24 protein-coding genes and 1 tRNA gene are annotated in these 26,545 nt (G+C 64.7%); 14 read left to right on the top strand and 11 right to left on the bottom strand.

Features of this window, described 5'->3' with window-relative positions; translation table 11 throughout:
• Positions 1-185: 185 nt before the first annotated feature.
• The 4 genes from ACE103_RS40565 to ACE103_RS40550 all read right to left on the bottom strand — a co-directional run bounded on the left by ACE103_RS40565 (position 186) and on the right by ACE103_RS40550 (position 5,169).
• A complete protein-coding gene (locus ACE103_RS40565; RefSeq protein ID WP_375777518.1) occupies positions 186-1,601 on the bottom strand; it encodes a heme peroxidase family protein in 1,416 nt (471 codons plus the stop codon).
• Between the two features lie 491 nt (positions 1,602-2,092).
• The gene (locus ACE103_RS40560) at positions 2,093-2,893 is read right to left on the bottom strand and encodes an enoyl-CoA hydratase/isomerase family protein (RefSeq protein WP_212311886.1); all 801 of its coding nucleotides are present in this window, start codon (positions 2,891-2,893) and stop codon (positions 2,093-2,095) included.
• A gap of 17 nt (positions 2,894-2,910) precedes the next feature.
• Positions 2,911-4,071 (bottom strand): acyl-CoA dehydrogenase family protein, encoded by a 1,161-nt coding sequence (locus ACE103_RS40555; protein WP_097671039.1) that lies wholly within the window; start codon positions 4,069-4,071, stop codon positions 2,911-2,913.
• Between the two features lie 30 nt (positions 4,072-4,101).
• Positions 4,102-5,169 carry an acyl-CoA dehydrogenase family protein gene (locus tag ACE103_RS40550; protein ID WP_375777517.1) on the bottom strand — a complete coding sequence of 356 codons (1,068 nt, stop codon included), beginning with the start codon at positions 5,167-5,169 and terminating at the stop codon, positions 4,102-4,104.
• Positions 5,170-5,550: 381 nt separating this feature from the next.
• On the opposite strand from ACE103_RS40550, the gene ACE103_RS40545 reads away from it, so the two are divergent.
• A complete protein-coding gene (locus tag ACE103_RS40545) occupies positions 5,551-6,312 on the top strand; it encodes an N-acyl homoserine lactonase family protein (protein ID WP_375777516.1) in 762 nt (253 codons plus the stop codon).
• A gap of 104 nt (positions 6,313-6,416) precedes the next feature.
• Positions 6,417-7,199: an SDR family NAD(P)-dependent oxidoreductase gene (locus ACE103_RS40540; RefSeq protein ID WP_223972226.1), complete on the top strand. Its 783-nt coding sequence runs from the start codon at positions 6,417-6,419 to the stop codon at positions 7,197-7,199.
• A 210-nt stretch (positions 7,200-7,409) separates the two neighbouring features.
• Here the strand turns inward: ACE103_RS40540 and ACE103_RS40535 are convergent, their stop codons facing one another.
• Together ACE103_RS40535 and ACE103_RS40530 are read right to left on the bottom strand one after the other, a co-directional pair.
• On the bottom strand, positions 7,410-7,688 hold the full coding sequence (locus ACE103_RS40535; protein WP_092119939.1) for a GlsB/YeaQ/YmgE family stress response membrane protein: 279 nt from the start codon (positions 7,686-7,688) through the stop codon (positions 7,410-7,412).
• Positions 7,689-7,724: 36 nt separating this feature from the next.
• Complete coding sequence (locus ACE103_RS40530; protein WP_223972230.1) at positions 7,725-8,339, bottom strand: YidB family protein; 615 nt, start codon at positions 8,337-8,339, stop codon at positions 7,725-7,727.
• A 149-nt stretch (positions 8,340-8,488) separates the two neighbouring features.
• Between ACE103_RS40530 and ACE103_RS40525 the strand changes: the two genes are divergently transcribed.
• From ACE103_RS40525 to ACE103_RS40515, 3 genes are read left to right on the top strand one after another with little or no spacing between them, the layout of a single operon-like run.
• A complete protein-coding gene (locus ACE103_RS40525; RefSeq protein WP_375777515.1) occupies positions 8,489-9,496 on the top strand; it encodes a 2-dehydropantoate 2-reductase in 1,008 nt (335 codons plus the stop codon).
• A 56-nt stretch (positions 9,497-9,552) separates the two neighbouring features.
• Positions 9,553-9,747 (top strand): hypothetical protein, encoded by a 195-nt coding sequence (locus ACE103_RS40520; RefSeq protein WP_375777514.1) that lies wholly within the window; start codon positions 9,553-9,555, stop codon positions 9,745-9,747.
• Between the two features lie 22 nt (positions 9,748-9,769).
• The gene (locus ACE103_RS40515) at positions 9,770-10,192 is read left to right on the top strand and encodes a CAP domain-containing protein (RefSeq protein WP_375777513.1); all 423 of its coding nucleotides are present in this window, start codon (positions 9,770-9,772) and stop codon (positions 10,190-10,192) included.
• A 110-nt stretch (positions 10,193-10,302) separates the two neighbouring features.
• On the opposite strand, the gene ACE103_RS40510 is transcribed toward ACE103_RS40515, so the two are convergent.
• From ACE103_RS40510 to ACE103_RS40500, 3 genes are all read right to left on the bottom strand, one after another.
• Positions 10,303-10,959, bottom strand: coding sequence for a hypothetical protein (locus tag ACE103_RS40510; protein WP_223972238.1), 657 nt, complete (start codon positions 10,957-10,959; stop codon positions 10,303-10,305).
• Positions 10,960-11,175: 216 nt separating this feature from the next.
• Positions 11,176-12,246, bottom strand: coding sequence for a helix-turn-helix transcriptional regulator (locus ACE103_RS40505; RefSeq protein WP_375777512.1), 1,071 nt, complete (start codon positions 12,244-12,246; stop codon positions 11,176-11,178).
• Between the two features lie 222 nt (positions 12,247-12,468).
• The gene (locus ACE103_RS40500; protein ID WP_375777511.1) at positions 12,469-13,119 is read right to left on the bottom strand and encodes a TetR/AcrR family transcriptional regulator; all 651 of its coding nucleotides are present in this window, start codon (positions 13,117-13,119) and stop codon (positions 12,469-12,471) included.
• An 84-nt stretch (positions 13,120-13,203) separates the two neighbouring features.
• Here ACE103_RS40500 and ACE103_RS40495 point away from each other — a divergent pair, with 84 nt between their 5' ends.
• The 5 genes from ACE103_RS40495 (at position 13,204) to ACE103_RS40475 (ending at position 18,613) form a co-directional block, all read left to right on the top strand.
• A complete protein-coding gene (locus ACE103_RS40495) occupies positions 13,204-14,709 on the top strand; it encodes a flavin-containing monooxygenase (protein WP_375777510.1) in 1,506 nt (501 codons plus the stop codon).
• Between the two features lie 119 nt (positions 14,710-14,828).
• A tRNA-Arg gene (locus ACE103_RS40490) sits at positions 14,829-14,905 on the top strand.
• Positions 14,906-15,072: 167 nt separating this feature from the next.
• Positions 15,073-16,479, top strand: a complete 1,407-nt coding sequence (locus tag ACE103_RS40485) for a UbiA family prenyltransferase (protein WP_375777509.1) — start codon at positions 15,073-15,075, stop codon at positions 16,477-16,479.
• 2 nt (positions 16,480-16,481) lie between these two features.
• A complete protein-coding gene (locus ACE103_RS40480) occupies positions 16,482-17,867 on the top strand; it encodes an FAD-binding protein (RefSeq protein WP_375777508.1) in 1,386 nt (461 codons plus the stop codon).
• On the top strand, positions 17,867-18,613 hold the full coding sequence (locus ACE103_RS40475) for an SDR family oxidoreductase (protein WP_375777507.1): 747 nt from the start codon (positions 17,867-17,869) through the stop codon (positions 18,611-18,613). The genes ACE103_RS40480 and ACE103_RS40475 overlap by 1 nt, the downstream gene beginning before the upstream one ends.
• Here ACE103_RS40475 and ACE103_RS40470 read toward each other — a convergent pair.
• Positions 18,594-19,838 carry a glycosyltransferase family 87 protein gene (locus ACE103_RS40470; protein WP_375777506.1) on the bottom strand — a complete coding sequence of 415 codons (1,245 nt, stop codon included), beginning with the start codon at positions 19,836-19,838 and terminating at the stop codon, positions 18,594-18,596. The two genes, ACE103_RS40475 and ACE103_RS40470, sit on opposite strands and share 20 nt — an antisense overlap.
• A gap of 286 nt (positions 19,839-20,124) precedes the next feature.
• Between ACE103_RS40470 and ACE103_RS40465 the strand changes: the two genes are divergently transcribed.
• Positions 20,125-20,898, top strand: coding sequence for a tetratricopeptide repeat protein (locus ACE103_RS40465; protein ID WP_375777505.1), 774 nt, complete (start codon positions 20,125-20,127; stop codon positions 20,896-20,898).
• 295 nt (positions 20,899-21,193) lie between these two features.
• Here the strand turns inward: ACE103_RS40465 and ACE103_RS40460 are convergent, their stop codons facing one another.
• On the bottom strand, positions 21,194-21,886 hold the full coding sequence (locus ACE103_RS40460) for a hypothetical protein (protein ID WP_375781284.1): 693 nt from the start codon (positions 21,884-21,886) through the stop codon (positions 21,194-21,196).
• Positions 21,887-22,228: 342 nt separating this feature from the next.
• Here ACE103_RS40460 and ACE103_RS40455 point away from each other — a divergent pair, with 342 nt between their 5' ends.
• From ACE103_RS40455 to ACE103_RS40445, 3 genes are all read left to right on the top strand, one after another.
• Positions 22,229-23,773 carry an aspartate ammonia-lyase gene (locus ACE103_RS40455; RefSeq protein WP_223972253.1) on the top strand — a complete coding sequence of 515 codons (1,545 nt, stop codon included), beginning with the start codon at positions 22,229-22,231 and terminating at the stop codon, positions 23,771-23,773.
• A gap of 195 nt (positions 23,774-23,968) precedes the next feature.
• Positions 23,969-25,057, top strand: coding sequence for an FAD-dependent oxidoreductase (locus ACE103_RS40450; protein ID WP_375777504.1), 1,089 nt, complete (start codon positions 23,969-23,971; stop codon positions 25,055-25,057).
• A gap of 9 nt (positions 25,058-25,066) precedes the next feature.
• The gene (locus ACE103_RS40445) at positions 25,067-26,536 is read left to right on the top strand and encodes an FAD-binding oxidoreductase (RefSeq protein ID WP_375777503.1); all 1,470 of its coding nucleotides are present in this window, start codon (positions 25,067-25,069) and stop codon (positions 26,534-26,536) included.
• The last annotated feature ends 9 nt before the right edge of the window (positions 26,537-26,545 follow it).

The raw sequence follows: 26,545 nt of genomic DNA, 5'->3' as shown, positions 1-26,545 counted from the left end.
GTCTGGTCTCCGCGGATGCAGACCCCTCATCCTGCGCTGCGCGCCACCTTCTAACACAAGGGGAGAAGGGAGGAGTTCGCCGCTCCGTGAAGTCGCGGTTTGGTCGACGACGTAAATATCAAGGCCGCCGCGCAGGGGGACGCGGCGGCTATAGGATGACGAACGGGCTTACCCGGCCCCCGAAGCTATTTTCCGAGAGCGATCCGGACGAGGTCCTTCAGCGCGAAATTGGGGCCGGATCCGGGAAACCAGTTCTTGTTCATGTTGAGGATCGAGCTGTTGTCACCGAACATCAGCCCGACGAAGACTTCCGCGACGATCCGCCCGCCGACCGGCCCGAGCCGCGGCGTCGTCACCTCGACGTCCGATTTGACCGGAATTTTCACCTTCACCGCGTGATGCATCGCCTCGGCGAGAATGTAGGTCCACAACGGACAATTCTTGCGGAAGACCGGATCCACCGAGAGGATGTTCGGCAGTGGGGTGTCGGGCTTGTCCACGCCCTGACCGATCAGAATCTCCTCGTCGTTGAGCGGCTGAACGCCCATCGCGTAGGCGATGTCCTGGCCGGACGGCAGGCCCAGCCGCCAGCCACGCAGCAGGTTGCGCTCCGCAAGCACCGACGGGTTGGAAGCGACCGCGGGTGGTAGGTTCGCCAGCGGATTGACCAGCGCAGTATCGATGCGATAGGCGAACTGCAGCCGCTTGGCCTTGGCCGCGTCGTCGCCGTCATAGTCGCGCGTGTCGATGTCGATGAAGCGGCCCCAGTCGATGGCCCAGGCCGGGTTCATCTCGCGGAAGCCGGTCAAGCCTTCCTTGTTCTGGCCGCTCGGAAAGATCGGAAGCAGGACGCCGTCGTTCAAACGGTATCCCGGCCGGATCATCGAATGACCGAGCCGATAGCCCGCAACCGAGAACTCCACGGGCATGAAGGGCTCGTTCTTCCAGTGGAAGTATCTCAGCTTCGACTGGTCATATCGTCCGCCGGTCTTGAGCTGGTCGAGCACGCCGTGATCGACGATCCGCGGCAGGAAGTCGTACAGCACGATATACTGGTAGTAATGTCGCACGATCCGTTGCAGGTCGGAGAATTCGGCGTCGGGGTGCCGCTTCAGCATCGCATTGTGAAATCGATGAAACAGGCCCTGCAACTGCGAGACGATCGCGTTTTCGTCGTTGCGCGGATCGCCGATCAGGGCGCGTTTCACCGGCGCTCCGTTCCTCGGGAGGTCGTGGGCATCCGGGTCGATGGCGCCATGTATGGGGTTGCCGAGCAGGAAGCCGTTGCTGCCGTCATACAGATAGGGCTGGTCGTCCGGGCCGCGGCCGTAGATGCAGTCGAGATCGAATGCAGGTGTCCGGTAGTCGGTCAACGCATCCGGATCGTTGCGCTTCTGCAGTGAGCTGTTCGGGTCGAATGTCAGGTCGTGGTCGATGAACTGGCCGAAATACGTATAGAGCGCGGGGATCCCGCTCTCCTCGTCGTCGCGTCCGTCCTTCGGATCGTCGGGGGACGAAGTCATCGCCTTCGCAAGCTTGGCAAGCGCGTTCTGCGCGTCGGTGTCGGTCTTTCCAAATGTCGCCGGCTCCATGCGGAACATGCGACCGAACCGACCCTGAAAAAGCGGCGAACTGGCCGTTGTGGACAGCCCGCGAACGGGAACGGAATGCTTGGCAGTCATTGCGTTGCTCCATGCTGTGATGAATACGGAGCGCCCAATGTCGGACTGTACGGCCGGTAGCGGACTTCAAATGTGAATTATCTCTCAGGAGTCGCATGAATATATAATACCACTCATGATCGTGTGAACGGATTGGCCGACGATCACGCGTGTGCACGCATCGCCGAGATTGAGGTTAATCCCGTGCTGATGCCATCCGGAGGGGCAGGGCGTGACGATCGTCGATGCGCTGGTGGTGCCGAGGGTTTAGCGAGCCATCTCCACCGTCGTCCCGGCGAAGGCCGGGACCCATAACCACCGAACATGGTTGGAGGAGCATAGCAACGCCGCTTGTGCCACTTCCGCGGGCCGCGGCGTATGGGTCCCGGCTTTCGCCGGGACGACGCATTGATAGAGCAGCGCTTGCGGCCTCACCGGCCCTTGAAGTTCGCGACGCGGCGCTCGGCGGTGGCCTTGACGCCTTCCTTGAAGTCTTCGGTCGCGCGCAGCTTGGTCTGCTCTTCCAGCTCATGGTTGGTCGCGGCGAGCACGCGGTCGGCGAGGCCGGCGCGCATGGTGGCGCGGGTCGAGACCAGGCCGAGCGGCGAGCATTCGGCGATCTCCTGCGCGAGCTTCATCGCCTCGGCGCGCACCTGGTCCTGCGGCACCAGCACGTTGGCGAGACCCCAGCGATAGGCCTCTTCGCCGGTGACGCGGCGGCTCGTGTAGAACATCAGCTCCGCGTTGTTCTTGCCGATCAGTTCCGGCAGCGTCGTGGTGAGACCAAAGCCCGGATGGAAGCCGAGCTTGGTGAAATTCGCCGCGAAGCGCGCCTCGGGGCAGGCGACGCGGAAGTCGGCCGAGACCGCAAGGCCGAGGCCGCCGCCGATCGCGGCGCCATGGATCGCCGCGACGATCGGCTTCTTGTTGCGGAAGATGCGTACCGCCTGAACGTAGAGATGGTTGATCGGCAGGTTCGAAGCCGGATCGCTCTTGGCGCGCTCCTCCTGCTCCTGGCGGACCGGGTCGCCGAAATTGGCACCGGCGCAGAACGCCTTGCCCTGGGCTGCGAGCACCGAGGCGCGGATCTCGATGTTGTTGTCGAACTCCTCCAGCGCGTCGGCGATCTGGTTGATCAGCGCGACGTCGAAGAAATTCAGCGGCGGCTTGCGAATTTCGATCAGGCCGACATGGCCGTGAGTCTCGACGCCGATATCAGTATACTTGGTCATGATCTGTCCTCGTTGAATTAACGCAAGCCCAAACCGCGGGCGATGATGCCGCGCAGCACTTCCGTCGTGCCGCCCTGGATCGTCAGCTTGGGTGCGGTCTTGATGGCGAAATCGAGCTGCTTTTCCAGCGTCTCGCGGTTGGTCGCGGTCTCCTCGACGAACGCCGCGAGATCGCGGACGCGATGCGGCAGCTGCTGCTCCCACACCGTCCCGATGTCCTTGACGATCGAGGCCTCCACCACCGGCTCCTTGCCGGCCTGCAGCATGCCCGCCACCGACACCGACATGCGGCGCATGGTGTGAACTTGCGCGACCAGCCGTCCGATGCCCTCGGCGCTGCGGGTGTCCGGGTTCTTGCCGACCGCACGCACCAGTTCGGTGAGCACGTAATAGGTCTCGAGGAAGCGCTCGGGGCCGGAGCGTTCATAGGCGAGCTCGGACGTCGCCTGCTTCCAGGCGCCGTCGACCTCGCCCAGCACGTGATCGTCAGGCACGAAGTAATCGGTGAACACCACCTCGTTGAATTCGAACTGGCCGGTGATCTGGCCGATCGGATTCACCTGGATGCCCGGCTGCTTCATCTTGACCAGGAACTGGGTCAGGCCGTGGCGGCGATTTTCCTTGGTCGGCGGCGAGGTCCGGAAGATCGCGATCATGTAGTCGGCGATATGCGCCGACGAGGTCCAGATCTTGGTGCCGTTGATCAGATAGCCGCCGTCGGTCTTGGTGGCGCGGGTCTTCGCCGCGAACAGGTCGGAGCCTGAGTTCGGCTCGCTCATGCCGATCGCGAAGCAGACTTCGCCGCGGCAGATGCGCGGCAGGATGTCCATCTTGATGTGCTCGGGCGCGTATTTCAAAAGCACCGGCCCGCTCTGGCGGTCGGCGACGAAGAAGCGCCGGGTCGGCGCGTTCGCCACCCGCATCTCCTCGGTTACGACGTAACGTTCGAGGAACGAGCGTTCCTGGCCGCCGTATTTCTTCGGCCAGGTCATGCCGAGCCAGCCCTTGGCGCCGACGCGGCGGGAGAATTCCGGCGCGTCATTGTCCTCGCGGTTCGGCGCGTAGGGATCGAAGGTGCCGGCGGCGATTTCCTCGGCGAGGAAGGCGCGCACTTCCTTACGGAGTTGCTCGCACTTTTCCGGCAGGCGGATCGGATCGAAACGAAGGGCTGCAGTCATGATGTCCAGTCCTGATCTTTCTGCCTGATCTCAGCGCGAAGCCACCAGAGGCCACAATTCATCGGCGCCACGGTCGGCGACGAGCTTGCCGAGCTCGACCGCCCAGTAGCTCTCCGAGCCGAAATCGTCGCGCCACGCCAGCGCGCGCAGCGAGAAGCGGTGCAGGATGTGCTCGTTGGTGAAGCCGATCGCGCCGTGCACCTGGTGCGCAATGCCGCTGCCTTTCTCGGCCGCTTCCGAACAGCGAATCTTGGCCGCCGCGGCTTCGAGGAACACCGCGTCATTGTCGAACGACTTGGCGTTCGCGATGGTGTCGGCCGCCGAGGTCGCGGCGGCCAGCGCCGCGGCGGACTCGCCGGCGAGGCGGGCGAGGTTGTGCTGCACCGCCTGGAACTTGGAGATCTTCTTCTCGAACGCGACGCGCTCGTTGGAATAGCGCACGGAGATGTCGAGCATCGATTCCAGGGAGCCAGCGATCTGGAGCGAGCGCACCACGCCGCCCATCAGCATCAGCGTGGTCTGGTCAAAACCATCAGGCGCCGATTTGGTCGTGACCGGCTGCACCTTGTCGAGCGTGACGGTGTCGTTGTGATCGCCGCCGAGTCCAATGCCGGATTCGATCCGGCACTTCGCGGCATCGACCAGCGCGATCGAGATGCCGCCATTGCCGGTTGCCAGCACCGCGAAATGTTTCGCGTCTTTCGCGAACGGCACGCCGCGGGCGCGGCCGGAGAGCGAGCCGTCGGCGCCAACAGTGATGCGGTCCTTCGGGCTTGCCGACAGAACGGTCATCTCGCCTTCCGGGGAGGTGATCTTGCCTTGCGTCAGCAGCCAGCCGGCCAGCATTGTTTCGGCCAGCGGAACAGCGATCGCATGCCGCCCGGCGACGTTGAGGACGCTGAAACCTTCCGCGAGACTGGCGCCGGAACCACCGAGATCGTCGGGCACCCAGGACAGCGGCAAGCCGGCTTCGGTCAGCGCCTGCCACAGCGGCGCCTTCCATGCGCCCTGCTTGTCGTGATTGATGGTTTGGGCATCCGCGAGATCGGCGAAAATCTTTTCCGCGGTCTCGGCGACGATGTTCTCACTCTCCGCCACAGCGTTCCTCGTGTTGATTGGCTTGGGCTCGCCATTCGGCTGGCCCTGCTTGCGATGTTGTCTTGCGCTCAATGATGCGGAAAAGCCATAGCCGTGACAAGCGTTGCCCGCAGGGCCACTTGCGCGGATGGCATGAAGCCGGATCAGGCGCATGAATTCCGCATTGTGAACTTTCGACCGCCTCCGTTTGTATGCCACGCGCAAGAGCAAATTGGCCGGTGACATCAATTCAGTCCGCCAGATGAAACTCGATCGCCTTCCGCGATCGGCGGCAGGTTCGGGCCGACGACGCCCGCGCCGGGCGTGACCGGGCCGAGCGACAAGCATATGAGTTCTGATGAACTCATGCTTAGCTTGAGGCCGGGATCGGAGGTGGCTTGGATGAAGATGCATATGCTGTCGGGCGGGCGTCTGCGGATGTCGAGGCGAACCTACCTGCCTGATGCTGAGCGCGGCGAGATGATCGATCTGCCGGTCGCCTGCGTGCTGTTGCGGCACGCGCAGGGCAATGTGCTGTTCGACACCGGATGCCATCCCGATGTCGCGACCGATCCCGAAGGACGGCTCGGCGCGCTTGCCAAATACATGCAGCCGATCATGCCGGCGGACGATCATGTGCTGACGAGCCTGAAGGCGGTCGGCCTCGGCCCCGACGATATCGACGTGGTGATCTGCTCCCACCTGCACACCGATCATTGCGGCTGCAATGCCTTCTTCAAGAAGGCGACGATCTTCGTCCATGCGCTCGAGATCGAGGCCGCGAATGCCGACAACGCGTTCGATCGCGGATACATCAAGGCGGACTGGGATCATCCGCTGAAGATGGAGATCTTCGACCGGCAGATGGATGTGTTCGGTGACGGCAGACTGACACTGGTGCCGCTGCCGGGACATTCCAAGGGAACGACCGGCGCGCTGGTCAAGCTCGACAACAGCGGCGAATACCTGCTGGCGTCCGACTCGCTCAGCGTGCGCGCCAATCTCGATCAGCGGACCTCGCCGCGCAACAGCCTCGATGTCGACCAGTTCCTGAACTCGCTCGACGAGATCGCCAAGCTGGAGGCCGCCGGCGTCAAGATCATCTGCGGCCATGACGAAGCGCAGTGGGCCGGCCTGCAAAAGGGCGTGAACGCATATACGTGAGGACCTGCGCCTGAGGCTTTGGCGCGGTTTGCAGATGACATCCCGCGCGATATGGTATGCCGCCGCCGGAGTTCATCTGGCTCACAACAACAAGGAAAATGCAGATGTCCAAGGATGGTTTGTGCGCGATCGTGACGGGATCGGCATCGGGCCTCGGCGCCGCCACCGCGCAAATCCTCGCCACGCAGGGCGCGCGCCTCATCATCAACTATTCCAACAGCAAGGCGGAAGCCGAAGCGACCGCGGAAGCCTGCCGCAAGCAGGGCGCCGAGGTGCTGGTGGTGCAGGGCGACGTCTCGCGCGATGAGGACTGCAAGAAGATCGCGGCTGCCGCGCAGGGCTGGGGTCGCCTCGACGTGCTGGTCAACAATGCCGGCACCACCAAGCATGTGCCGCATCACGATCTCGACGGCCTGACCGCGGAGGATTTCCAGCGCATCTATGCCGTCAACACCATCGGCCCGTTTCAGATGGTCCGCGCCGCGCGGGCACTGCTCGAGGCCGGGGCGAAGGCATCGGGCCGTCCGTCGGCGGTGGTGAACGTCTCCTCGATCGCCGGCATTTCCGGCGGCGGTTCGTCGGTCGCCTATGCCGCGAGCAAGGGCGCGCTCAACACCATGACGCAGTCGCTGGCGCGCGCGCTGGCGCCGTTGATCCGTGTCAACACGGTGTGCCCGGGCTATATCGATACGCCCTGGTTCACCAAGGGCCGCGGCGAGGACGGCGCCAAGCAGGTGCGCGATGCCGTGGTCGCGCGCGTGCCGCTGAAGGTCGCGTCAACGGCCGAAGATATCGCCAATCTCGTCTGCTTCCTAGCAAGCCCGGCGTCGAGCAACATGACCGGCGAATTCGTCCGCATGGACGCCGGCATGCATCTGATTCAGTGACGTAGTCATCCACGTCTTGAGAGTGATTGCAGAAACGAAAGATGCCCGGGCGTGCCCGGGCATCTTCATGTTGAAGCGGTCTTCGGCTTGTTGTCCCGTCATTCCGGGATGGTGCGTTAGCACCAGACCTCAGGTGCGCAATTGCGCACCGGGGAATCTCGAGATCCCGGGTTCGATGCTACGCATCGCCCCGGGATGACGGCTTTGCCGTCACTTGTTTCCCAAATCCGGGATCACGCGCGCCGCGACCAGCCGGTTCCAGATGAACAGCACCACCAGCGCGCCGATCGTGGCGGTGATGAAGCCGGCGCCCTGTTCAGGGCCGTAGTGGCCGATGGCCTGGCCGATGAAGGTCGCGAGAAACGCGCCGACTATGCCGAGCACGGTGGTGAGAATGAAGCCGCTTGGATTATTCGGTCCCGGCGAGAGGAGCCGCGCGATGATCCCCGCGACAAAGCCGACGATGATGACCCAGATGATGCCGCCCATGACTGTCGTCCTCCTCAGATGGAATCAACGCTGCCGCTAAAGCCTGCCGTGCAACTCGTCGCCGCTCGGCAGCCGGCCGTCCGGCGTCAGATGGTTGACCGCGTCGGGCAGATACTGGCTCAGGCCCTGCAGCAATTGGTCGCGCGACATGCCGCTCTGCGACGCCAGCGAGTCGATCTGGTCGGCGCCGAGCGCGTTGGCGAGATCGCCGGGCGCGATCTGCTTGTTGGGGCCGTTGCTGACCCAGGAATTGGCCGCGTCGCCGTGGCCCTTCTGCTGCAACTGGTTGAGCAGATCGCCGAGGCCGCCGCTGAGCACGGTGCCGGCCGCGCCGCCCGCGAGCAGGCCACCGAGGCCGCCCTTGAGCAGATCACCGAGCCCGCCGCCACCAGCGCCGCCGGGCAGGCTCGCGGTGACGTTGCCGGGAAGTGACGGCGCCTGCGCTGGCGTCGGCGTCGGTTGAGGCGCGGTCGCGCCCGGCTGGCCGCCGGAAAAATGCTTGACCGCCTTCCAGGCCAGCAACGCCAGGATGGCCATCGTCATCGGCGACATTCCGCTGCCGCCACCGCTTGAGCTGTCGGATGGGGTGCTTGGCGCGCTTGGACCGCGGGGGCCGTTCTGCATGCCGTTGAGTACGTCGAGTAAACCCATGATCGTCTCCTGCCGCAACCGTGCCCCGAGCCGGAAACATAGCTTCGGGCCATGACGGTTACAAGGCGGGCACTGGGGCTGCGGCGCGTGGAAATAGGCAGGCAACTCAAGGTCTGCTATCGAGCCATAATGAACGGACGTTTAGCCAGATGAACGCGGACCGGCCGATCGGCATCGCGGGCGCCGGAAGCATCGGTTGCTTCGTCGGTGGCATGCTGGCTGCGTCCGGCCGCCGCGTCGCGCTGCTAGCGCGGCCGCGGCTGATCCAGGAGATCGCAGCCAGCGGCTTGCGGGTCAGCAGTTTCGACGGCTCGGAGCGGATGGTATCCGCGGACCGGCTCGTTCTGTCTGACGATCCGTCGATCCTGCGCGACGTCCAGGCGGTGCTGGTGACCGTGAAGAGCGCCGATACCGCCGAGATCGCCGAATTGATCGCGCGCCACGCCGCTACTGACGCCGCAGTGATCAGCCTGCAGAACGGCGTCGGCAATGTGCCGCTGCTGCGCGACCGCCTGCCGGGCCGCAAGCTGCTCGGCGGCATGGTGCCGTTCAATGTGGTTGCGCTCGGCGACGGCCGTTTCCATCGCTCGACCTCGGGCGACATCGTGATCGCGCAGGACGATGCCGGCACCGCGGCACGGCTCTCGATGCCGGGCCTTGCGATGAAGGCGACATCCAACATCGACGGCGTGCAGTGGGGCAAGCTGATCGTCAATCTCAACAACGCGCTCAACGCGCTGTCGAACATCCCGCTGTGGCAGCAGCTCGCGCAGCGCGGCTGGCGACAATTATTCGCCGACCAGATGGCCGAGGGTTTGGTCGCGATTCGCGCCGAAGGGATCGTGCCGGTGTCGCCGACGCCGCTGCCTTCGAGCTGGATGCCGGCATTGTTGCGGTTGCCGGACGCGCTGTTCGACATGCTGCTCGGCCGCACCATGAAGATCGATCCCGAAGCGCGCTCCTCGATGTGGGAGGATCTGCAGCGTGGCCGCCGCACCGAGATCGACTATCTGCAGGGCGTGATCACCGCGATCGCGGATCGCCGCGGGCTGGAGGCTCCGCTGTCGCGCCGCATCATCGCGCTGATCCGGAAGGCGGAGGCAGACGGCAAAGGGTCGCCGGGGCTGACGCCGGAGCAGATACGCGATGGCCGCTGACCGTGAGCGCCGACGATCGTCTGTCATGGCGTTCGGAAAACCGAGGAGGTGACATCATGAAACGATCCTGCATCATGCTGCTCACGCTTGCTGCGCTTAGCACCGTCCCGGTCCGCGCTGCGCCGCCGACCGTGACACCGTCGCCGGGCTTGCAGGAGCAGCGCGCGGCGGCCGCGGCATCGAGCCGATCGGCCACGGCAGCACGCGAGCCGGTCACGCACCGACACCACAAGCGCGGTCGCGCGCACTGATCCAATGCAGAGAAGACTTCAGATGAAGCTGCTGTTCCTCGCGCTCACCTTCGTGCTCGGCATCACGACGGCGGCACACGCCGCTGACTATGCCGATTCGATCAGTGCGTACCGGCGCGCCAACGGCATGCCCGCGGTGAAGCTCGACGCGAAGCTGAACGCGATGGCGTTGAAGCAGGCGCAGGCGATGTCGGCCACCGGATCGGTCAGCCACTCCGCGGGCGGCAGCTTCTTCACCCGCATTGCGCCGCTGAAGAAGCAGCGCGCCGCCGAAAATATCGGCGCCGGTTTCATCGCCTTCGCCGAGATGCTGAAGCAGTGGGAGAACTCGGCGGGGCATCGCGAGAATCTCTTGATGCTGGGCGCGAAGCGCGTCGGTGTGGCCTTCGTCGACAATCCGAAGTCGCCGTACCGCAGGTTCTGGGCGATGGTGATTACCGATTGACCATAGCGTTTTCGAGCGAAGTGGACGCCGGTTCGCGTGAAGAAAACGCGTCAAAACAAGAATCCAGAGCACTTCGGTTCTGATTCAATCAGAACCGAAGTGCTCTAGCGTTAGTTTCGCTTCGCAACCTTGGTCGGCGGCGGAGATGCCGGCGTGAACAGTTTCTTCAGGCCGTCCAATCCTTCGGAAAGCCGCGGCCATTCGCAGGAGAACGTACCCTTCACGCAACTCGCTGCCTGCGGCCGTACCCTGGGAAGAGGGGCCGCAGCAACCCGCGGCTTGACCGGGCGTGCGATCGGGGCCGGGACTTTCGCCGGCTCGCTGTGCACCGGCTCGCTGTTCAGAGACGCCTGCTGAAGCTGCGGCGGCCGCACCTGCTGCTTTTCCTGCCGCTCGAGCTGCTTGGCATTGAACGCCGCGACGATGCTCGAGCGGCGCTCCTTCTCGAGATAGCCGGTATATTCCTGGTCGATCTTCTTCTGCTCGTCCGGCGTCGGATTGGGGCCGGCGATGTCGAAGCTGCGGTCCTGCATGAAGTCGTAATAGGTGTAGCCACCGCCGGACTTGCGGCGTCCGGCAAACTTGGCATTGCAGTCGGCGAGTTGCGCGGTCTTGTCTTCCCTGGACTTCGCCTTCTCGGCGAGGTCGGCGCAATCCTCAAAGTCCTTCGGTGCGCTGCGCCACCATTGCGCGCGCGCAGTCATCGGCGCCAGCGCGAACGCGGCGACAAAAACGGCAACAGCCAACGTCGATGATCGTGACAGCATCACGGACATTGCAAGCAAACCCGAACGACACAGAGTGAGCAGATTGTCGCCATTTTAGTGACCCTTGTCACCCCGGAACCCGACGATTTCCCTGACCATTTAAGTCGCAGGCCGGTCGGTTGGCATAATCCAATAATCGCTGTACGCAATTGCAATATTTGAAGAATTCCTGCCGCATTGCCGCACCGGAAATTGGAACAATTCGTCTCGAAACGTTCACTTGACCCGATGCAGCAATGCGACGAGTTCCGCCTGCCGATGCGTGCCGGTCTTCTGGAAGATCGTTTTCAGCTGATTGCGCGCGGTGGCAAGGGCAATGCCGGCTTCCTGTGCGGCGGCCTCGACCGAATCGCCGCGCGCAAGTCGCGTGGCGAGGCGCGCCTGCGCCGGCGTCAGCTCGAACGCCGCTGCCAACAGCGCCTGATCGAATGCGGCGTTGCCCTCGAGATCGCGGATCAACAGGATCGCGCGCGCGCCCAGGAACGGTGAGCGTGCGGCGGGAGGCACCGGCTGCATCTGGATCACGATCGGCCGCTTGTCGATCCTGCGCACCACGATCGGCGATGTCGGGAGCGGGTGCAGGTCCGAGCTGTGGGCCAGCAGATCGATCAGCCTGGTCAGATCGGTATTGGCCTGCCGGTCGAGCAGGGTGAGGCGGTTGTTGCGGATCGCAAGGTCATGGCCGAGGCAGGCTTCCGCCTGGCCGTTCATGCCGATGACGGCGCCGAAGCGGCCGACGGCTATCGCTGCGATCTGGATCAGGTCCAGCGCGCTGGTAATGCCCGAAATCGCGGAACGGCCGACGACGGTGGACAGCGTCGCGGCTTCGGTCAGCCGCGCTGACACGCGCGAGAGTGCCTTGACCTCGTCGGCCTCGAACATGCCTTCCTTCGGCGTGCGCTGGATGCTCAGTGCCCACAACGCCGGTCCGGCGCGGAAGCCGATTCCCGCAAACCATTTCAGCCCGAACTCGCCGAGCGTGGCATAGAGCGGGTCGCGCAGCATCTCGGTTTCGCCGCCGAACAGGTCGGCGTCGGTGATGACGTTGGTGCCGGAGAGCATCAGCGGCACGCCGCGCGCGGCGCGAATGTCGGTGAGATGAAAATTCTGCGGGAAGTAGGTCTTGGTGAAATAGTCGGTGATCGATTGCGTGCGCGGAATGTCTTCGGTGCGGATATCGCTCTGAAGCATCGCAGCCCCGGTCGCGCCGACGGCCGCGCAGACCTCGTCCATAAAGGACGGCCAGGTCGCGGGATCGAGAACCACGTCGCCAAGGCGCGCGGTCACGTCGTCCAGCCTGTGCACGTCGACCAAAGGCTCAGCTCCGCCTGATGCAGATTTCTTGTTGTTTCACAGGACGAAACAGGCCGGACCTGTTTGCACCCGCTACCGTGCATAAGAAAGCTCGGACCGCCGGATATGCAAGTTAAATCAGCGTCACGGCCGAAGGCCGGGCCCGCAAACCCTGGCGAAACATGATCGAAAATCGGCGAGGGGGCGAGCCCACCGCTACAGCAAATACAGATCCCGGCGGCGCTCGGCCTCGGTCAATGCCACGCGGCAGAAGCTGGCGGCGATCGCGACGACGTCCTCGACGGCTTGCGGATAGTGCTTCGATACCCAGCGCCGGGCGATCGAGATCACGGCGCCGACCATGCCGATCGAAAGCAACGTGGCCGGAGTACCCTTGTCGCTGCGTTTCGGATCGCGTGGCGGCGGCACCAGGATGTCGCTGAATGTGCGCGATGCGTCGAGCGTGACGGCATCGACCGCCGGGCTGATCCCGGCGATCTCCAGCAGGAAGACCCGTGCCGGCTTCGGATGCTCCTTCAACCGCGTGAAATACAGTGTCAGCGCAGCGCGCAGCCGCATTTCGGCATCGTCGCCGCCGGACGCGGCGGCAGCCGCCATCTCCTCGTGGAGGTGGCCGACGACATGGTTGTAGGCCGCAATCAGCAGCGCCTCGCTGTTGGTGAAGGATTCGTAGAAATAGCGTTCGGTGAGCTCGGCCGCCTCGCAGATCGCCTTCACGGTGGCGACCCGATAGCCGACCTCACCATAGACCTCGATCGCAGCATCAATCAGCTTCAGCCGCCGCTCAGCGCGGCGTTCCTCGGCGTCCATACCGCCATAAAGGCGGGCTTTCCGGCTGCTTGCCATGAAAAGTGTATTGACACGAGCCATTGTCAGATGTCAAGTTATCTGACAATACGAATTGTCAATTCTGCCACGGGAGGTCAGGGCATGTCTGCTCATTTCGACGTGTTGATCGTGGGTGCCGGGCTGTCGGGCATCGGTGCCGGCTATCATCTGCAGACCAATTGCCCGGACCGCAGCTACGCCATTCTCGAAGGCCGCGATTGCATCGGCGGGACCTGGGACCTGTTCCGCTATCCCGGCATCCGCTCCGACTCCGACATGTACACGCTCGGCTACTCGTTCCGGCCCTGGACCGAGCCGAAGGCGATCGCCGACGGCCCTTCGATCCTGAATTATGTGCGCGAGACCGCGCGCATGTACGGCATCGACAAGAAGATCCGCTTCAACCACCGCGTCGTGCGCGCCGACTGGTCGTCGGCAGACTCGCAATGGACGGTCGAAGTCGAGCGCGGGCCGGAGAAAGCGATCGAGCGTCTCACCTGCAGCTTCCTGTTCATGTGCAGCGGCTACTACAAGTATGAGCACGGCTACACGCCGGACTTCCCCGGCCTCGCCGACTTCGCCGGTCGAGTCGTCCATCCGCAGAAGTGGACCGACGACATCGACTATGCCGGCAAGAAGGTGGTGGTGATCGGCAGCGGCGCTACCGCGGTGACGCTGGTGCCGGAAATGGCCAAGACCGCCGCCCATGTCACGATGCTGCAGCGTTCGCCGACCTATGTCGTCGCGCGGCCGGATGAGGACAAGGTCGCCAACTGGCTGCGGGCGCGGCTACCCGCAAAACTCGCTTACGGCCTCACACGCTGGAAGAACGTGCTGTTCGGCATGTATTTCTACCGGCTCTGCAAGCGCGATCCGGAGCGCGTGAAGAAGCTGATCCTCGGCGGCGTCCGCCATGCGCTCGGTCCCGACTACGATGTCGCGACGCATTTCACGCCGAGCTACAATCCGTGGGACCAGCGGCTTTGCCTGGTGCCGAACGGCGATCTCTTTCAATCGCTGCGCAGTGGCGGCTCGTCTGTCGTCACCGACCAGATCGAGACCTTCACGCGTGGGGGCATCAAGCTCAAGAGCGGAAACGTGCTCGACGCGGATGTCGTGGTGACCGCGACCGGCCTCGATCTGCAGGTGCTTGGCGGGCTCGAGATCAAGGTCGACGGCGCGCCGGTCGATCTGTCGAAGACCATGAACTACAAGGGGCTGATGTACTCGGGCGTGCCGAATCTTGCTGCGGCGTTCGGCTACACCAACGCATCCTGGACGCTGAAATGCGACCTGACCTGCGAATATGTCTGCCGCATGCTCAACCACATGAAGGCGAACGGCTACGCGCAAGTCACGCCGCGGCGGAATGATCCGACCGTGACCGAGCTGCCCTGGGTGGATTTCTCCTCGGGCTATATCCAGCGCGCCGCCACCAGGTTCCCCAAACAGGGCTCGCGCCGGCCGTGGCGGCTCTACCAGAACTATGCGCTCGATATCGTGACGCTGCGTTTCGGATCGCTGAAGGATGAGGCGATCGAGTTTCTGCCGGCGCGCCGGACCGGCGCGGCGGATGCTGCCGCGAATCCGGCCCGGCAGGTGGCGTAGCGCGCGCAGCGCCGAACATGGCGCAACTTCGCCCGCGCCCGCTATGGCGCGGGCTGGCGATCATTCGGCTCCTCTGCTATGGGGATGGCGACGCCCGCATGCTTCGCTGCGGGCGGTGCGGTCCCGTAGCTCAGCCGGATAGAGCGACGGTTTCCTAAACCGTAGGTCGGAAGTTCGAGTCTTCCCGGGATCGCCATTTTTCGCCTGGCTGCGCGCCATGGCGCCCCAGTCCTCATCGAAGCCTCAACGGCCTTTGCGCAACGGCCCCGGGGGCGCGGTCTGCCGGACGTCCGCCCCCTTGGTTCACCCCAAATTAGGGAAAGCCCGGGACAATGGGGAGGGGGCCACCGGAAGACCGCGCGCATGCGAGCCAGCGTTCCAGAATGGGTTGAGCAGGGCGGCAGCGACGCCCTTCGCGATCCGCTGCGTTCGAAGGGCCGGTCGCTCGTCGTCGATGTCGACGAGGTGATGGTTCCGGGAAGCGCCTTCCCGGCGAATATCGCTTCCGCGCTGACCGGCCACTTTCGCGCCGTCACCACGGCGATTGCCGCTGCGCTTGGGCCGGCAGCGCGTGTTGCTGATGCATCCGGCTTCGATCCATCCCGCGCACGGTTTGACCACGACGCCGTGACCTTCCTTTTGCAGGTGCTGGGCGAAGGTCGTCCGGTGTATCTCTGTTCGGAAACCCATCCCGAGCCGTTCGTCAGCGCGGTTGCCCAACATCTCGGCGTCTTCACGGCCTGGGCTGCCGCTCCGGACGGCCGGTCGCCGGCACAGGGCGAAGACCTGCCGCCCGCGCTCTTGCAGGGCTTCGACTACATCGGCAGCGAAGCGGTTGCGCTGCCCGGCTTCGCGTCACGCGTGGCGCGCACCGGTCGATCCGCCGCGGCTGCACCCGCGCCGGCCGGTTTGCGCAGCTGGGTGAAGCTGCTTCGGGTGCATCAATATGCGAAGAACGCCCTCGTGTTGGTGCCGCTGCTGACCGCGCACAAGTTCGCATTCGGGTCGGCGGCGACGTCGCTGTTTGCGCTGATCGCATTCTCGCTCTGTGCGTCGGCCGCCTATATCCTGAACGACATTCTCGACATCAAGGCCGACCGCGCCCATCCGGCCAAGCGCAACCGCCCGATCGCAAGCGGCGCCGTCCCCGCGACGCAAGCCGCCGGCGCGATGGCGCTGGTGCTGGTCGCCGCGTTCGCGATCGCATTGTGCATATCGGTCGGGTTTGCCGGCGTCCTGCTCGGTTATTTCGCGCTGACCACCTCCTATTCGCTGTGGCTCAAGCGCATCGCGATCGTCGACGTCGTCGTGCTGGCGACGCTTTACACCGTTCGCGTGATCGGCGGCGCGGTCGCGATCAGCGTGCCGATGTCGGAGTGGCTGCTTGCGTTCTCGCTGTTCATCTTCATGTCGCTGGCACTGGTGAAGCGCCATATCGAGCTCGCCAGCCAGCCGGACGGCGCGGTGCTGGCGGCGCGCGGCTACCGGATCGAGGACAAATCGATGGTCGCGATCCTCGCGGCTGCGTCGGGCTTCAACGCCGTCGTGATCTTCACGCTCTACATCTCCTCCGATACGGTTCGCGCGCTCTACAGCCACCCGCAGCTGCTCTGGATCTGCTGTCCGATCCTGATGTACTGGATCGGCCGCGTGATGCTGTTCACGCAGCGCGGATTGATCGATGATGATCCCGTGATGTTCGCGCTGCGGGATCGCGCCAGCTGGGTCGCGCTTGGCGCGATCGGCGTCATCATGCTCGCCGCCATCTAGCGATGTCGGCGGCGGCATTGCCAGGACGCGAAAGCGCGAGCTCCAATCCGGGCGGGATTTGCCTCTCCGGCTGGGGCAACTATCCCAAGGGGTCGACCGAACTACTGGCTCCACATACGCCCGCAGCCGCGCGCAATGATCTGCTCGGGCGGTCCGGTGTCATCGCGCGCGGCGCGGGCCGCGCCTATGGCGATGCCGCGATCGGCACGCAAGCCACGATCTCGTCGCGCGGCCTGAACCGGATGCGAAGCTTCGATGCCGCAACGGCTCAATTGACGGTCGAAGCCGGCGTGACCATCGCCGACATCCTTGCCGCGTTCGAGCCGCGCGGCTTCTTCCTGAAAGTTGTGCCCGGCACGAAATTCGTGACGGTCGGCGGCGCGATCGCAGCCGACGTTCATGGCAAGAATCACCATCGCGACGGCGGCTTCGGCACTATCGTCGACTCGTTTCGGCTTGCGCTGCCGGGCGGTGAGATCGTTTCCTGCTCGAGGTCGGAGAACGCCGCGCTGTTCGCGGCGACGCTGGGCGGCATGGGCCTGACCGGCATGATCCTCGACGCGACGTTGCAACTGCTCCCGATCGAGACGGCCTGGCTGCGGCAAGACACCCGCGTCGCCGGTAATCTCGATGCGGCGATCGATCAGCTGGAAAACAGCGCCTCCTCCACCTATTCGGTGGCCTGGATCGATTGTCTTGCGCGCGGCGCGGCGCTCGGGCGGTCGCTGGTCTATCTGGCCGAGCACGCCACGCGCCGCGACATGGACGTGCTGGGGCCCGGCCTCGCGCCGTTCCCCAGCCCTCGCACGCAGCGGCTCTCGGTACCCGAGCTGTTTCCCGGATGGCTGCTCAATCGCACATCGATGCGGGTATTCAACGAGCTGTATTTCCGCCGCGGTGCTGCGCAGCAGGGTAGACAGCGCCTCGTCCACTGGGATCCCTATTTCTTTCCGCTCGATGCGATCTCCGATTGGAACAGGATCTACGGCCGGCGCGGCTTCGTGCAGTATCAGTGCGTGATCCCGCTCGAGCGCGCGCGCCGCGTGCTCGCCGATATTCTGGACCGGGTATCCCGGCGCGGCGATGCGTCGTTTCTTGCGGTGCTCAAGCAGCTCGGCGATGGCGGCGGGCCGATGTCGTTTCCGCTGCGCGGATACACCCTGACGATGGACTTTCCCGTCAGCGACACGCTGTTCGCGTTTCTCGACCAGCTGGACGCGCTGGTGGTCGACGCCGGCGGCCGGCTCTATCTCGCCAAGGACGCGCGGCAATCCCGCACGACATTCGAATCCGGGTATCCCGGCCTTGCGGCCCTGCGCGACATCCGCCGGCAGACCGGGGCGACCACGCGCCTTGTCTCCCATCTTTCAGAACGGCTTGGAATTTGATGACCGGCACGAAATCAATTCTGGTGATTGGCGGCAGCTCGGATATCGGGCACGCGACGGCGCTGCGTTATGCGAAGGAGGGGTGGCGCGTGACGCTCGCCGCCCGCGATCTTACGGCCGCGCAGCGCAACGCCGACGATATCAGGACGCGAAGCGGCGTCGACACAACGGTTCAATCGCTTGACGTGCTGCAGACCGGGCACCTTGCCGGCTTCGTCGCCGGCCTTTCCGTGCTTCCGGACACCGTCGTGTGCGTTGTCGGCGAGCTCGGCGACCAGCAGAGGGCCGAGACCGATCCCGAGCTTGCGACGACAATCATGCGGACCAATTTCGAGGCCCCCAGCCTGCTGCTCGAACAGTTCGCGCAAGCCTTCGCGGCGCGCGGCTCGGGAACGATCGTCGGGGTCAGCTCGGTCGCCGGCGATCGCGGGCGGGCTTCGAACTATTACTACGGCGCGGCGAAGGCCGGCTTCACGCAATTCCTGTCCGGCCTGCGCAACCGCCTGGCGCTCGCCGGCAAAGTCCGCGTCGTCACCGTCAAGCCCGGATTCGTGCGCACCAAGATGACGGCGCATATGAAGCTGCCGGCGCCCCTGACCGTGCAGCCGGATCGGGTCGCGGAGGATATTTTTCGGGCCGACGTGACGCGGCCGCGGGACGTGATCTATGTGGCCAGACGATTTTGGCTGGTGATGGCGATCATCTGCGCGCTGCCGGAGACGATCTTCAAGCGGATGCGCATCTGACGGTCGATCCGCTCACTGCTTCCGTCCCCGAACTGCGCAGCAGCACAATTCCGACAATGAGCGCAATCAGCGGAATGATCGCGAAGCCGCCGATCGAGAGCGTGCCGAGTGACGGCTCGCCCGAGTGGGCGGTCGTCGCTTGCAGGTAGCCAAACGCTCCGATCGGAATCGGCAAGGCGTAGATGATGCCTCGCTCCCACTCACGCGCGCTCGCCAGCAGCGCCGGCAACAGCAGTGCGAGGCCGACACTGAAGATCAGAAAGTCGTAATCGTAGGCGTAGGGGCTGATGCAGACCGACACGATCGCGACAAGGCCGAGGCGCTCGCGTGCCGGCATCGTCCGGTAGGCGGCGATGAGAACGACCGCAAGCGCCAGGACCGCGACGGCGCCCTGGGCGACAAACGCCGCCGACGCGGACATCCCTGCTGTTCGTAACGCGGCATAGATCGAGATCATGCGATTCATCGGGTAATTTCCCTGCTCGAGGAACACCGACGAGTCGCGCACGCTTTGCAGGAACGCGCTCCAGATATCCACGCCGAAAACCGCCGTACAGATCGCCGAGCTGACCAGCACGACGCCCGCCGCCGTTGCCACGACGATCCAGGAACGCCGCAGCACGGCGTAGACCGCGAACGCGATGGCGAGATGCGGCTTGATGATCATCAGACCGAGGGCGACCCCGGCGAGGACCGGCCGCTCTTCAAGGAACAGGCAGACCATTCCGATCAGCGCGGCCGTCAGCAGGCCGTTCTGTCCGCATGCCAGCGTAATCCCCATCGTCGGAAAGAACACGATCAGCACCAGCACAAAATTATTGCCTGCGAGACGGCGCAGCACGGCAAGGTAAAGCGCTAGCGTCGAGGCTGCGAACAGCAGATAGGCAATCCCGACCGGGATCAGCGCGAACGGCGCCAGCAGCAGGCTGAACTGCGGCGGATAGGTCCACGACATGAAGCCATCGTGCCCGCCCGATGCCTCCTTCTGGATGACGATGAGCTTCGCGAACTGATAGGCCTGATCCACGGTGCCCAGCCACACCAGCTTTGCCGTGATGTAGAAGGCGGCAAAATCGACGAGCTCGCGGCCGTGCCCGAGCCCCACTTGGGCGAGCCACACCGCCTTGAAGACGATGGCGATGACCAGAAGCACGAGGATTCCGCGGACATAGGCGGTCCGCTTCGACGTGGTCGACCGAATTGCTTCGAGGGTAGTTGCGAACATCAAGCCGGGCCCTGTTTCGGCAGTTCAGGCTAGGTCGAATAGGTTAAGCAGTCGAAAAATCCGGGAGGAGAGCGTGGTCTGGCCTGGCAGCAGGGATGCACGGCATCGGCCCGTGCGCGGGTTGCCGGAACCGGGCGGTATCTTGGTGCAGGGGGGCGACTTTCGCTGGAGCTCCGTCGACGGCAGTGATAACGGCTGGGACAACCATCTCATGACGGGCCGCATGCCGAAACCTCCGCCTCCTTCCCATCGCGGGCCCAGCCCACCCTCGGCTCTGCAACGCGCCATGGTCGCGTTGCAGATGGGGCAGGTCGTCGAAGCCGAGCGGCTGGCGGCGGAGGTGTTGAAGGCAAACCGGACCGATGTCGGCGCGGCCTCGATCCTGGCACGGGCGCTGATGGCCCAGAACCGCAACGAGGAGGCGATCGCGCCGCTCGAGCGCGCCGCGCGCCGCGTCGAGGATCCCGGCATTGAGACCCTGCTCGGGGCGGCGCTCGGCGGTGCCGGTCGGCGTAACGAGGCGATCGATCTGTTGCGGCGAACGAGCGCGCGGCGGCCACCGTTCCTGCCCGCATTTCAGGGGCTGGCAGGGCAATTGGGCGCGGCCGGCCGCATCGACGAGGCGGTTGCCGTCGTCGAGAGCGCGCTGGTTTTTGCGCCCGGCAGCGTCGAGTTGCTGCTCTTGCTCGCGCAGCTCTTGCCCCATCGCAATGAGCGCGGCCGCGCGCGAGAGATTCTGGAGAAGCTCCGTACTGTGGCGCCGGGCCATCCCGATATCCTGGCCGCGCTCGCGCGCGTGCTGCTGCTCGATGGCGAATATGCCGGTGCGGCGGATCTCTACCGTCAGGTGCTGGCGCAGCGCCCCGACGATCCCCTGACGCGGACCAGCTTCTCCGCCTGTCTCCTCGAAATGGGCGACCGCGCTGCCGGCGAAGCCAATCTGCGCCTGGCGTTGCGCGGCCGGCCGCAAATGATCGGCCGCACCACGTCCGCGCTGGCCATGGCATCGCACGGCCGCTTCTTCTTCCGTCCCAGCGCGGCTGCGAAATTTCTGAGCTAGGGAAAGCTCGGGCAAATCATGTTGCGAGACTGCGAAGCCGCGTCCCCACGGCAACTGTCATCGCCCGGCTCGACCGGGCGATCCAGTACGCCGCGGCTCCTCGGCTCAAGCACTGGCGTCTCTGGAATACTGGATCACCCGCTTTCGCGGGTGATGACACCGAACTTGCTCAGAATCGCGCCATATATTTGGCGTCGTCCTGGCTTTCGCCAGGACGACGGCGGTGGATGCTGAGCCTCCAACCGGATGGCTCGCAATGACGCAGGAGGCCACAGCGCGTCTCGTGCGCTCCGATCTACGTTCGAAACTGGCGGCGATAGAGTCCGGGCTCGCGGGCCATCCGGTTGGACAGGTCCTGCGCGCGCGACGTCTCATCCGGCGTCATCGGAGCGGTTTGCGCGACCCAGTTCTCGCGCTTCACCGGGAAGCATTGCGCAACCGGTGTGCCCTTGGGCAGCACGCCGCTGAAATTGGTGTCGTGCCAGCGCGCCGGGAAATGAATCCAGCTGTCGTGAAACTGATCGCAATCGACCATGCCGGTCAGCGTGGTGAACGGCAGATCGAACCGATTGACCGGATGCGTGAAGAACAGCGAGTAGCCCGCCGGCGCCTCGATGGTCCACAGATTGACGAACTTGATCACGAAGCGGTCCTGTTCGAACAGCGGCGAGCCGATCACCTGGCTCTCGTCGTGGAATCCGACAGGCGAACGCGGGAATTCGAGCACACCTCCGGACGGAAGGTCGTTGTCCCATGTCATCTCGCCATTCTCGATCTTGAGGTCGCAGATCAGCGGCATCAGGAAGCCGGATGTCATCGCGTCGATGAATGGCGGGCAGCGCTTGACGGTATCCTCCTCGCGATTGCTCATCGCATTGAAGGCCTGCGTCGGCATCGCCTTGAGCCATCCGGGAAGACCCAATGACGCAGCCACCGGCGGCGGGATCTTGCCCTCGAGCTCCGCCGGGCAGCGGAATTTGATGGTCATCGCTTCGTTGTTGTTGGACACGGTTTGGCCCTTGGTTCGTTCGGTGTCGGCAGCGCCCTTGCGCCAGTCGATGCTGATCTAGCACGCGATGACGGGGCGGAGAAAGCAGCCGCATCGCGCGCGGGGCGAGCCGCGGCCTCGAGCTATAAGTTGTTGTTATCATGACGGATAAGGTAACTCGTCAATTTCGCGTGTCGCGCGCATGCCGATCCCGTTTTGATGCGTCTTTCCATTCGCCGATGTGCAAGACTTTGCCGATAGGCATTGGCTTTCGATGCCTGTCGGGCGCATCATGGCTGGTGTCGCTGACGACGAGATTTGCAGCAGATAACGGAGGGACCGATGGCCGAATCGAAGGTTGAGACCGCCAACACTGCAGGTGCCTCGCCACCCTCCGGCGACGGCGGCGGCGTCAGCGAGCTCGCAATCGCGACCGTCCGTACCGTGCCGATCGAGCAGGCGCAGTCCCGCACCGAGCACGATCTGCTCGGCGAGGACGAGGTGCCGGCCAATGCGCTGTGGGGCATCCACACCAAGCGCGCGGTGGTGAACTTTCCGATCACCGGCGTGCCGGTCGGCCATTTCCCGGAATTCGTGCGCGCGCTGGCGCTGGTGAAGCAGGCGGCCGCCCGCGCCAACAAGCGCCTGGGCTATCTCGCGCCGGAAAAGGCTGATGCGATCGACAAGGCCTGCATCCAGATCGCGACCGACAAGGTCTATGCCGAGTCCTTCGTCGTCGATGCGATCCAGGGCGGCGCCGGGACCTCGACCAACATGAACGCCAACGAGGTGATCGCCAACGTCGCGCTCAAGCTGATGGGCAAGAAGCCCGGCGATTATCACACGCTGCATCCGAACGACGACGTCAACATGGCGCAGTCGACCAACGACGCCTATCCTACCGCGCTGCGGCTCGCGGTGATCTTTGCCACTCAGCCGCTGGTGCGCGCGCTCGATGATCTTGCCTATGCCTTCAAGGGCAAGGCGGTGGAGTTCGCCGATGTCCTGAAGATGGGCCGCACCCAGCTGCAGGACGCGGTGCCGATGACGCTCGGCCAGGAGTTCGACGCCTTCCACGCCACCGTGAAGGAGGATGTCGCGCGGCTGAACGAGATTTCGAGCCTGTTCCGCGAGGTCAATCTCGGCGCCACCGCGATCGGGACCGGCATCAATGCCGATCCGCGCTATGCGGCGCTCGCGGTCGAGGAGCTGTCGCGGCTGTCGGGCCAGCCGATGGTGCTGGCTTCGAACTTGATCGAGGCAACCTCCGACCTCGGCGCCTTCGTGCTGTTCTCCGGCGTCTTGAAACGCGTTGCGGTGAAGGTATCGAAGATCTGCAACGACCTCCGCCTGCTGTCGTCGGGGCCGCGTACCGGCTTTGGCGAAATCCGCCTGCCTGCGGTGCAGGCCGGCTCGTCGATCATGCCCGGCAAGGTCAACCCGGTGATTCCGGAGGTGGTCAATCAGGTCGCTTTCCTCGTGATCGGGCACGATCTCACGGTGACGATGTGCGCCGAAGGCGGCCAGCTCCAGCTCAATGCCTTCGAGCCGACCATCGGCTATTGCGTGCTGAGTTCGCTGCGCATGCTGACGGCGGCGATCGACACGCTGACCAAGCGCTGCGTCGACGGCATCGAGGCCGACCGCGAGCGTTGCCGCAGCCTGGTGCAGGGCTCGATCGGCCTGATCACGGCGCTGGCGCCGGCGCTCGGCTATGAGGCCTCATCGCGCGTGGCGCGCCGAGCGCTGAAGGAGAACCGCTCGGTCGCCGACATCGTGCTGGAGGAGAAGCTGCTGACCGAGGAACAGCTCAACCAACTGCTCGAGCTCGAAGCCATGACCCGCCCGGCGCGCCGTCAGCCCGTGCCGAAGTTGAAGGAAAGTTGAGCGCAGGCGTTACCGATCCCGCCCGACGAACATCCATTTTGACTCTTGCAGGACGGACCCGCCGGCGCATGCCGGCGGGTCCGTGATGACGCTTTGTGAAGCCGGTCACACGTCGATTGGAGATGTATGATACGATGAAGCAACTTTAGATAATCGATTTACCGCGCTCGCGGCATAGGGATTGCGAGGTTTGCCATGGCCACGCCCAACCTGCCGACGCCAGATTTCGCCTTCGATCCCGATCAGCCCGGCGCCTGCATTGCCGGCGTGCGGCCCTATCGCAACGGATCGTATCGGCTCGATGCCGAAACCATTTCGCAGAGCTTCATCGTGCATAATTACGGCCATGGCGGCGCCGGCATCACGCTGAGTTTCGGCTGCGCCGCGAAGGTCCGCGACATCGTCAGGGATCATCTGGCCGCAAGCCGTGGGGCCACCGAAGCCGCCGTGCTTGGCGCCGGCGTGATGGGTCTGACTGCCGCGACATTGCTGCTCGATCTCGGGCTCAAGGTCACGGTCTATTCCGATCGCGCGCCGCTCGAGACCACCTCCGCCAAAGCCGGCGGCCAGTGGGCCGTCTCGGTGGTCGAATTCGCCGGCAAGGAGCGCGAGCTCACCGACATCATCAAGAGCGCCTATCGTGCGTTCAAGGATCGGATCGGGCAGGGGTTCGGCGTGTTCGAGCGGCCGAACTACACCGCGACGCGCGCGCACAATCTCGACATCGTGCTGCAACTCGCGCCCGGCCTGATCCCGCCGCGGCAGTCGCTGCAGCGCTTGCCGTTCGCGCACCACACCAAGCCCGGCTTCGTCTACCAGACCTTGCTGATTGAGCCGCCGGTCCTGCTCGCCAGGCTGAAGGCTGACCTCGACCAGCGCGGCGTCAGCTTCGTGTCGAAGCGGTTCGTCAACCGTTCGGATATCCTGGCCAGCGTGCCGCAGCCGATCATCATCAACTGCACCGGGCTCGGATCGATGACGCTGTGGAGCGACACCAAAATGATGCCGATCAAGGGACAGCTTGCGCTGCTGCGGCCGCAGCCGACGTTGCAATACCTTTACGGCCAGAACGGCTACCTGTTCCCGCGCAGCGACCACGTCGTGATCGGCGGCACCTTCGAGCCCGGCGTCAACAACGAGACCCCGGACAAGGCGGTGTGCCAGAGCCTCGTCGATCACATCGCCTCGCTGTTCGGCAAGGCACCGGCGAGGCCGCTGCCGGATATCCATATCCACAACCCCGTCCACGCGCCGATCGTCAACCCGGCAATTCCCGAAGTCTGAGGGATCGCCATGGAACATCCGCTTCGCGTCGGCGAGTTCTTGCCCTCCGATGCGCCAGTTGCCGCCGCCGACGCCGAGATCGCCGCGCCGCCGGTGGAGGCCGTGGCGCCGCTGCCGCCATTGCCGAACCTGCCGGCGACCGACGTTCAGTTCCTGCGGCCGCAGGACGCGCATTATGCGGATTACCTGCCTGCCGCGAGCAAGCGCAGGCAATCGGCGCCGGCGCTGCGTGCAGTCTGCAAGACCGAGCACGCGGTTGCCGTGATGGTCGACTGGGTGCGCAGCAATGGATTGAGCTTCGCCGTTCGCTGCGGCGGGCATTCCTATGAAGGCCTGTCGCAATCGTCCGGGGTTGCGATCGACGTGCGCGGATTGCAGCAGATTGTGGTCGACAAGGCCTCGAACCTCGTCACGGCAGGCTCCGGCGTATCGCTGTATGCGCTCTATTCCGCGTTGGCCGCCCAGGGCCTCGCGCTGCAGGCAGGGAGTTGCCCAACCGTCGGCATCTCTGGCCATCTCACCGGCGGCGGCCACGGCCTGCTCGCGCGCTCGCATGGACTGACTTGCGACGGTCTGCTGCAAGCGAATGTCGTCGACGCCCAGGCGCGTGTGCTGCAGGCCAATGCGACATCGGAGCCGGACCTCTGGTGGGCCTGCCGCGGCGGCGGCGGTGGCAGCTTCGGCATCGCGACCGAGTTCAAGATCGAGGTGTTTCCCTTGAAGACCGCGCGGGTGTTCGGTGTCTCCTGGAAATTGTCGCAGGCCCACGCCGCGCAATTGTTCGCCGCCTGGCAGGACTGGGCGCCGAATGCGCCGTCGAACATCACCTCGATCATGAAGGTCGGCCCGGCCGGCCAAGGCCTTATCACGATGCGCTGCATTGGCCAGTCGGTCGGCAGCGAGAGCGAACTGCGCAGCGAACTCCGGCGATTGACGGCGGTGCGACCGCCGTCATCGGCCCTGTCGGTGCAATCGCTCGCCTTCCTCGATGCGGTCAAGCACTTTGCCGGACCGCTCGCCTACGAGTCGGTGCTGATGAAGGCGAAGTCGGACTATGTTCTCACGCCGCTTGCCTCCGACGGCATCGAAGCCATGATGGCGGCGGTCGCGCCGATCGCGCCGGGCGGCATCGTGCTGCTGTGCGATTCCTATGGCGGTCGGATCACCGATGTTGCCGCCGACGCCACCGCATTCCCGCGCCGCGCCGGCACGCAGTACTGTATCCAGTATTTCTCGAGCTGGAGCCGATCCGCCGACACCGCGGCGCATCTCGCTGACGTCGCAGGGGTCTACGCGGCGATGCGCCCTTTCATGCCGGGCGCGTCATACGTCAATTATTGCGATCTCGACCTCGACGACTATGCGTCAGCCTACTGGGGCGACAACCTCGCCCGCCTGGTCGCGGTGAAGCAGCAATATGATCCCGATGATTTGTTCCGCCACGCCCAGAGCGTGCCGCTCAGCGTGCCGACGGCATGAGGAGCTGGC

The organism is Bradyrhizobium sp. ma5 (assembly GCF_042258955.1).
In the GTDB taxonomy this organism is placed as follows: Bacteria; Pseudomonadota; Alphaproteobacteria; order Rhizobiales; family Xanthobacteraceae; genus Bradyrhizobium.
Note: the sequence above shows the minus strand (reverse complement) of the source record. Positions and strands in the feature narration are given on the sequence as shown.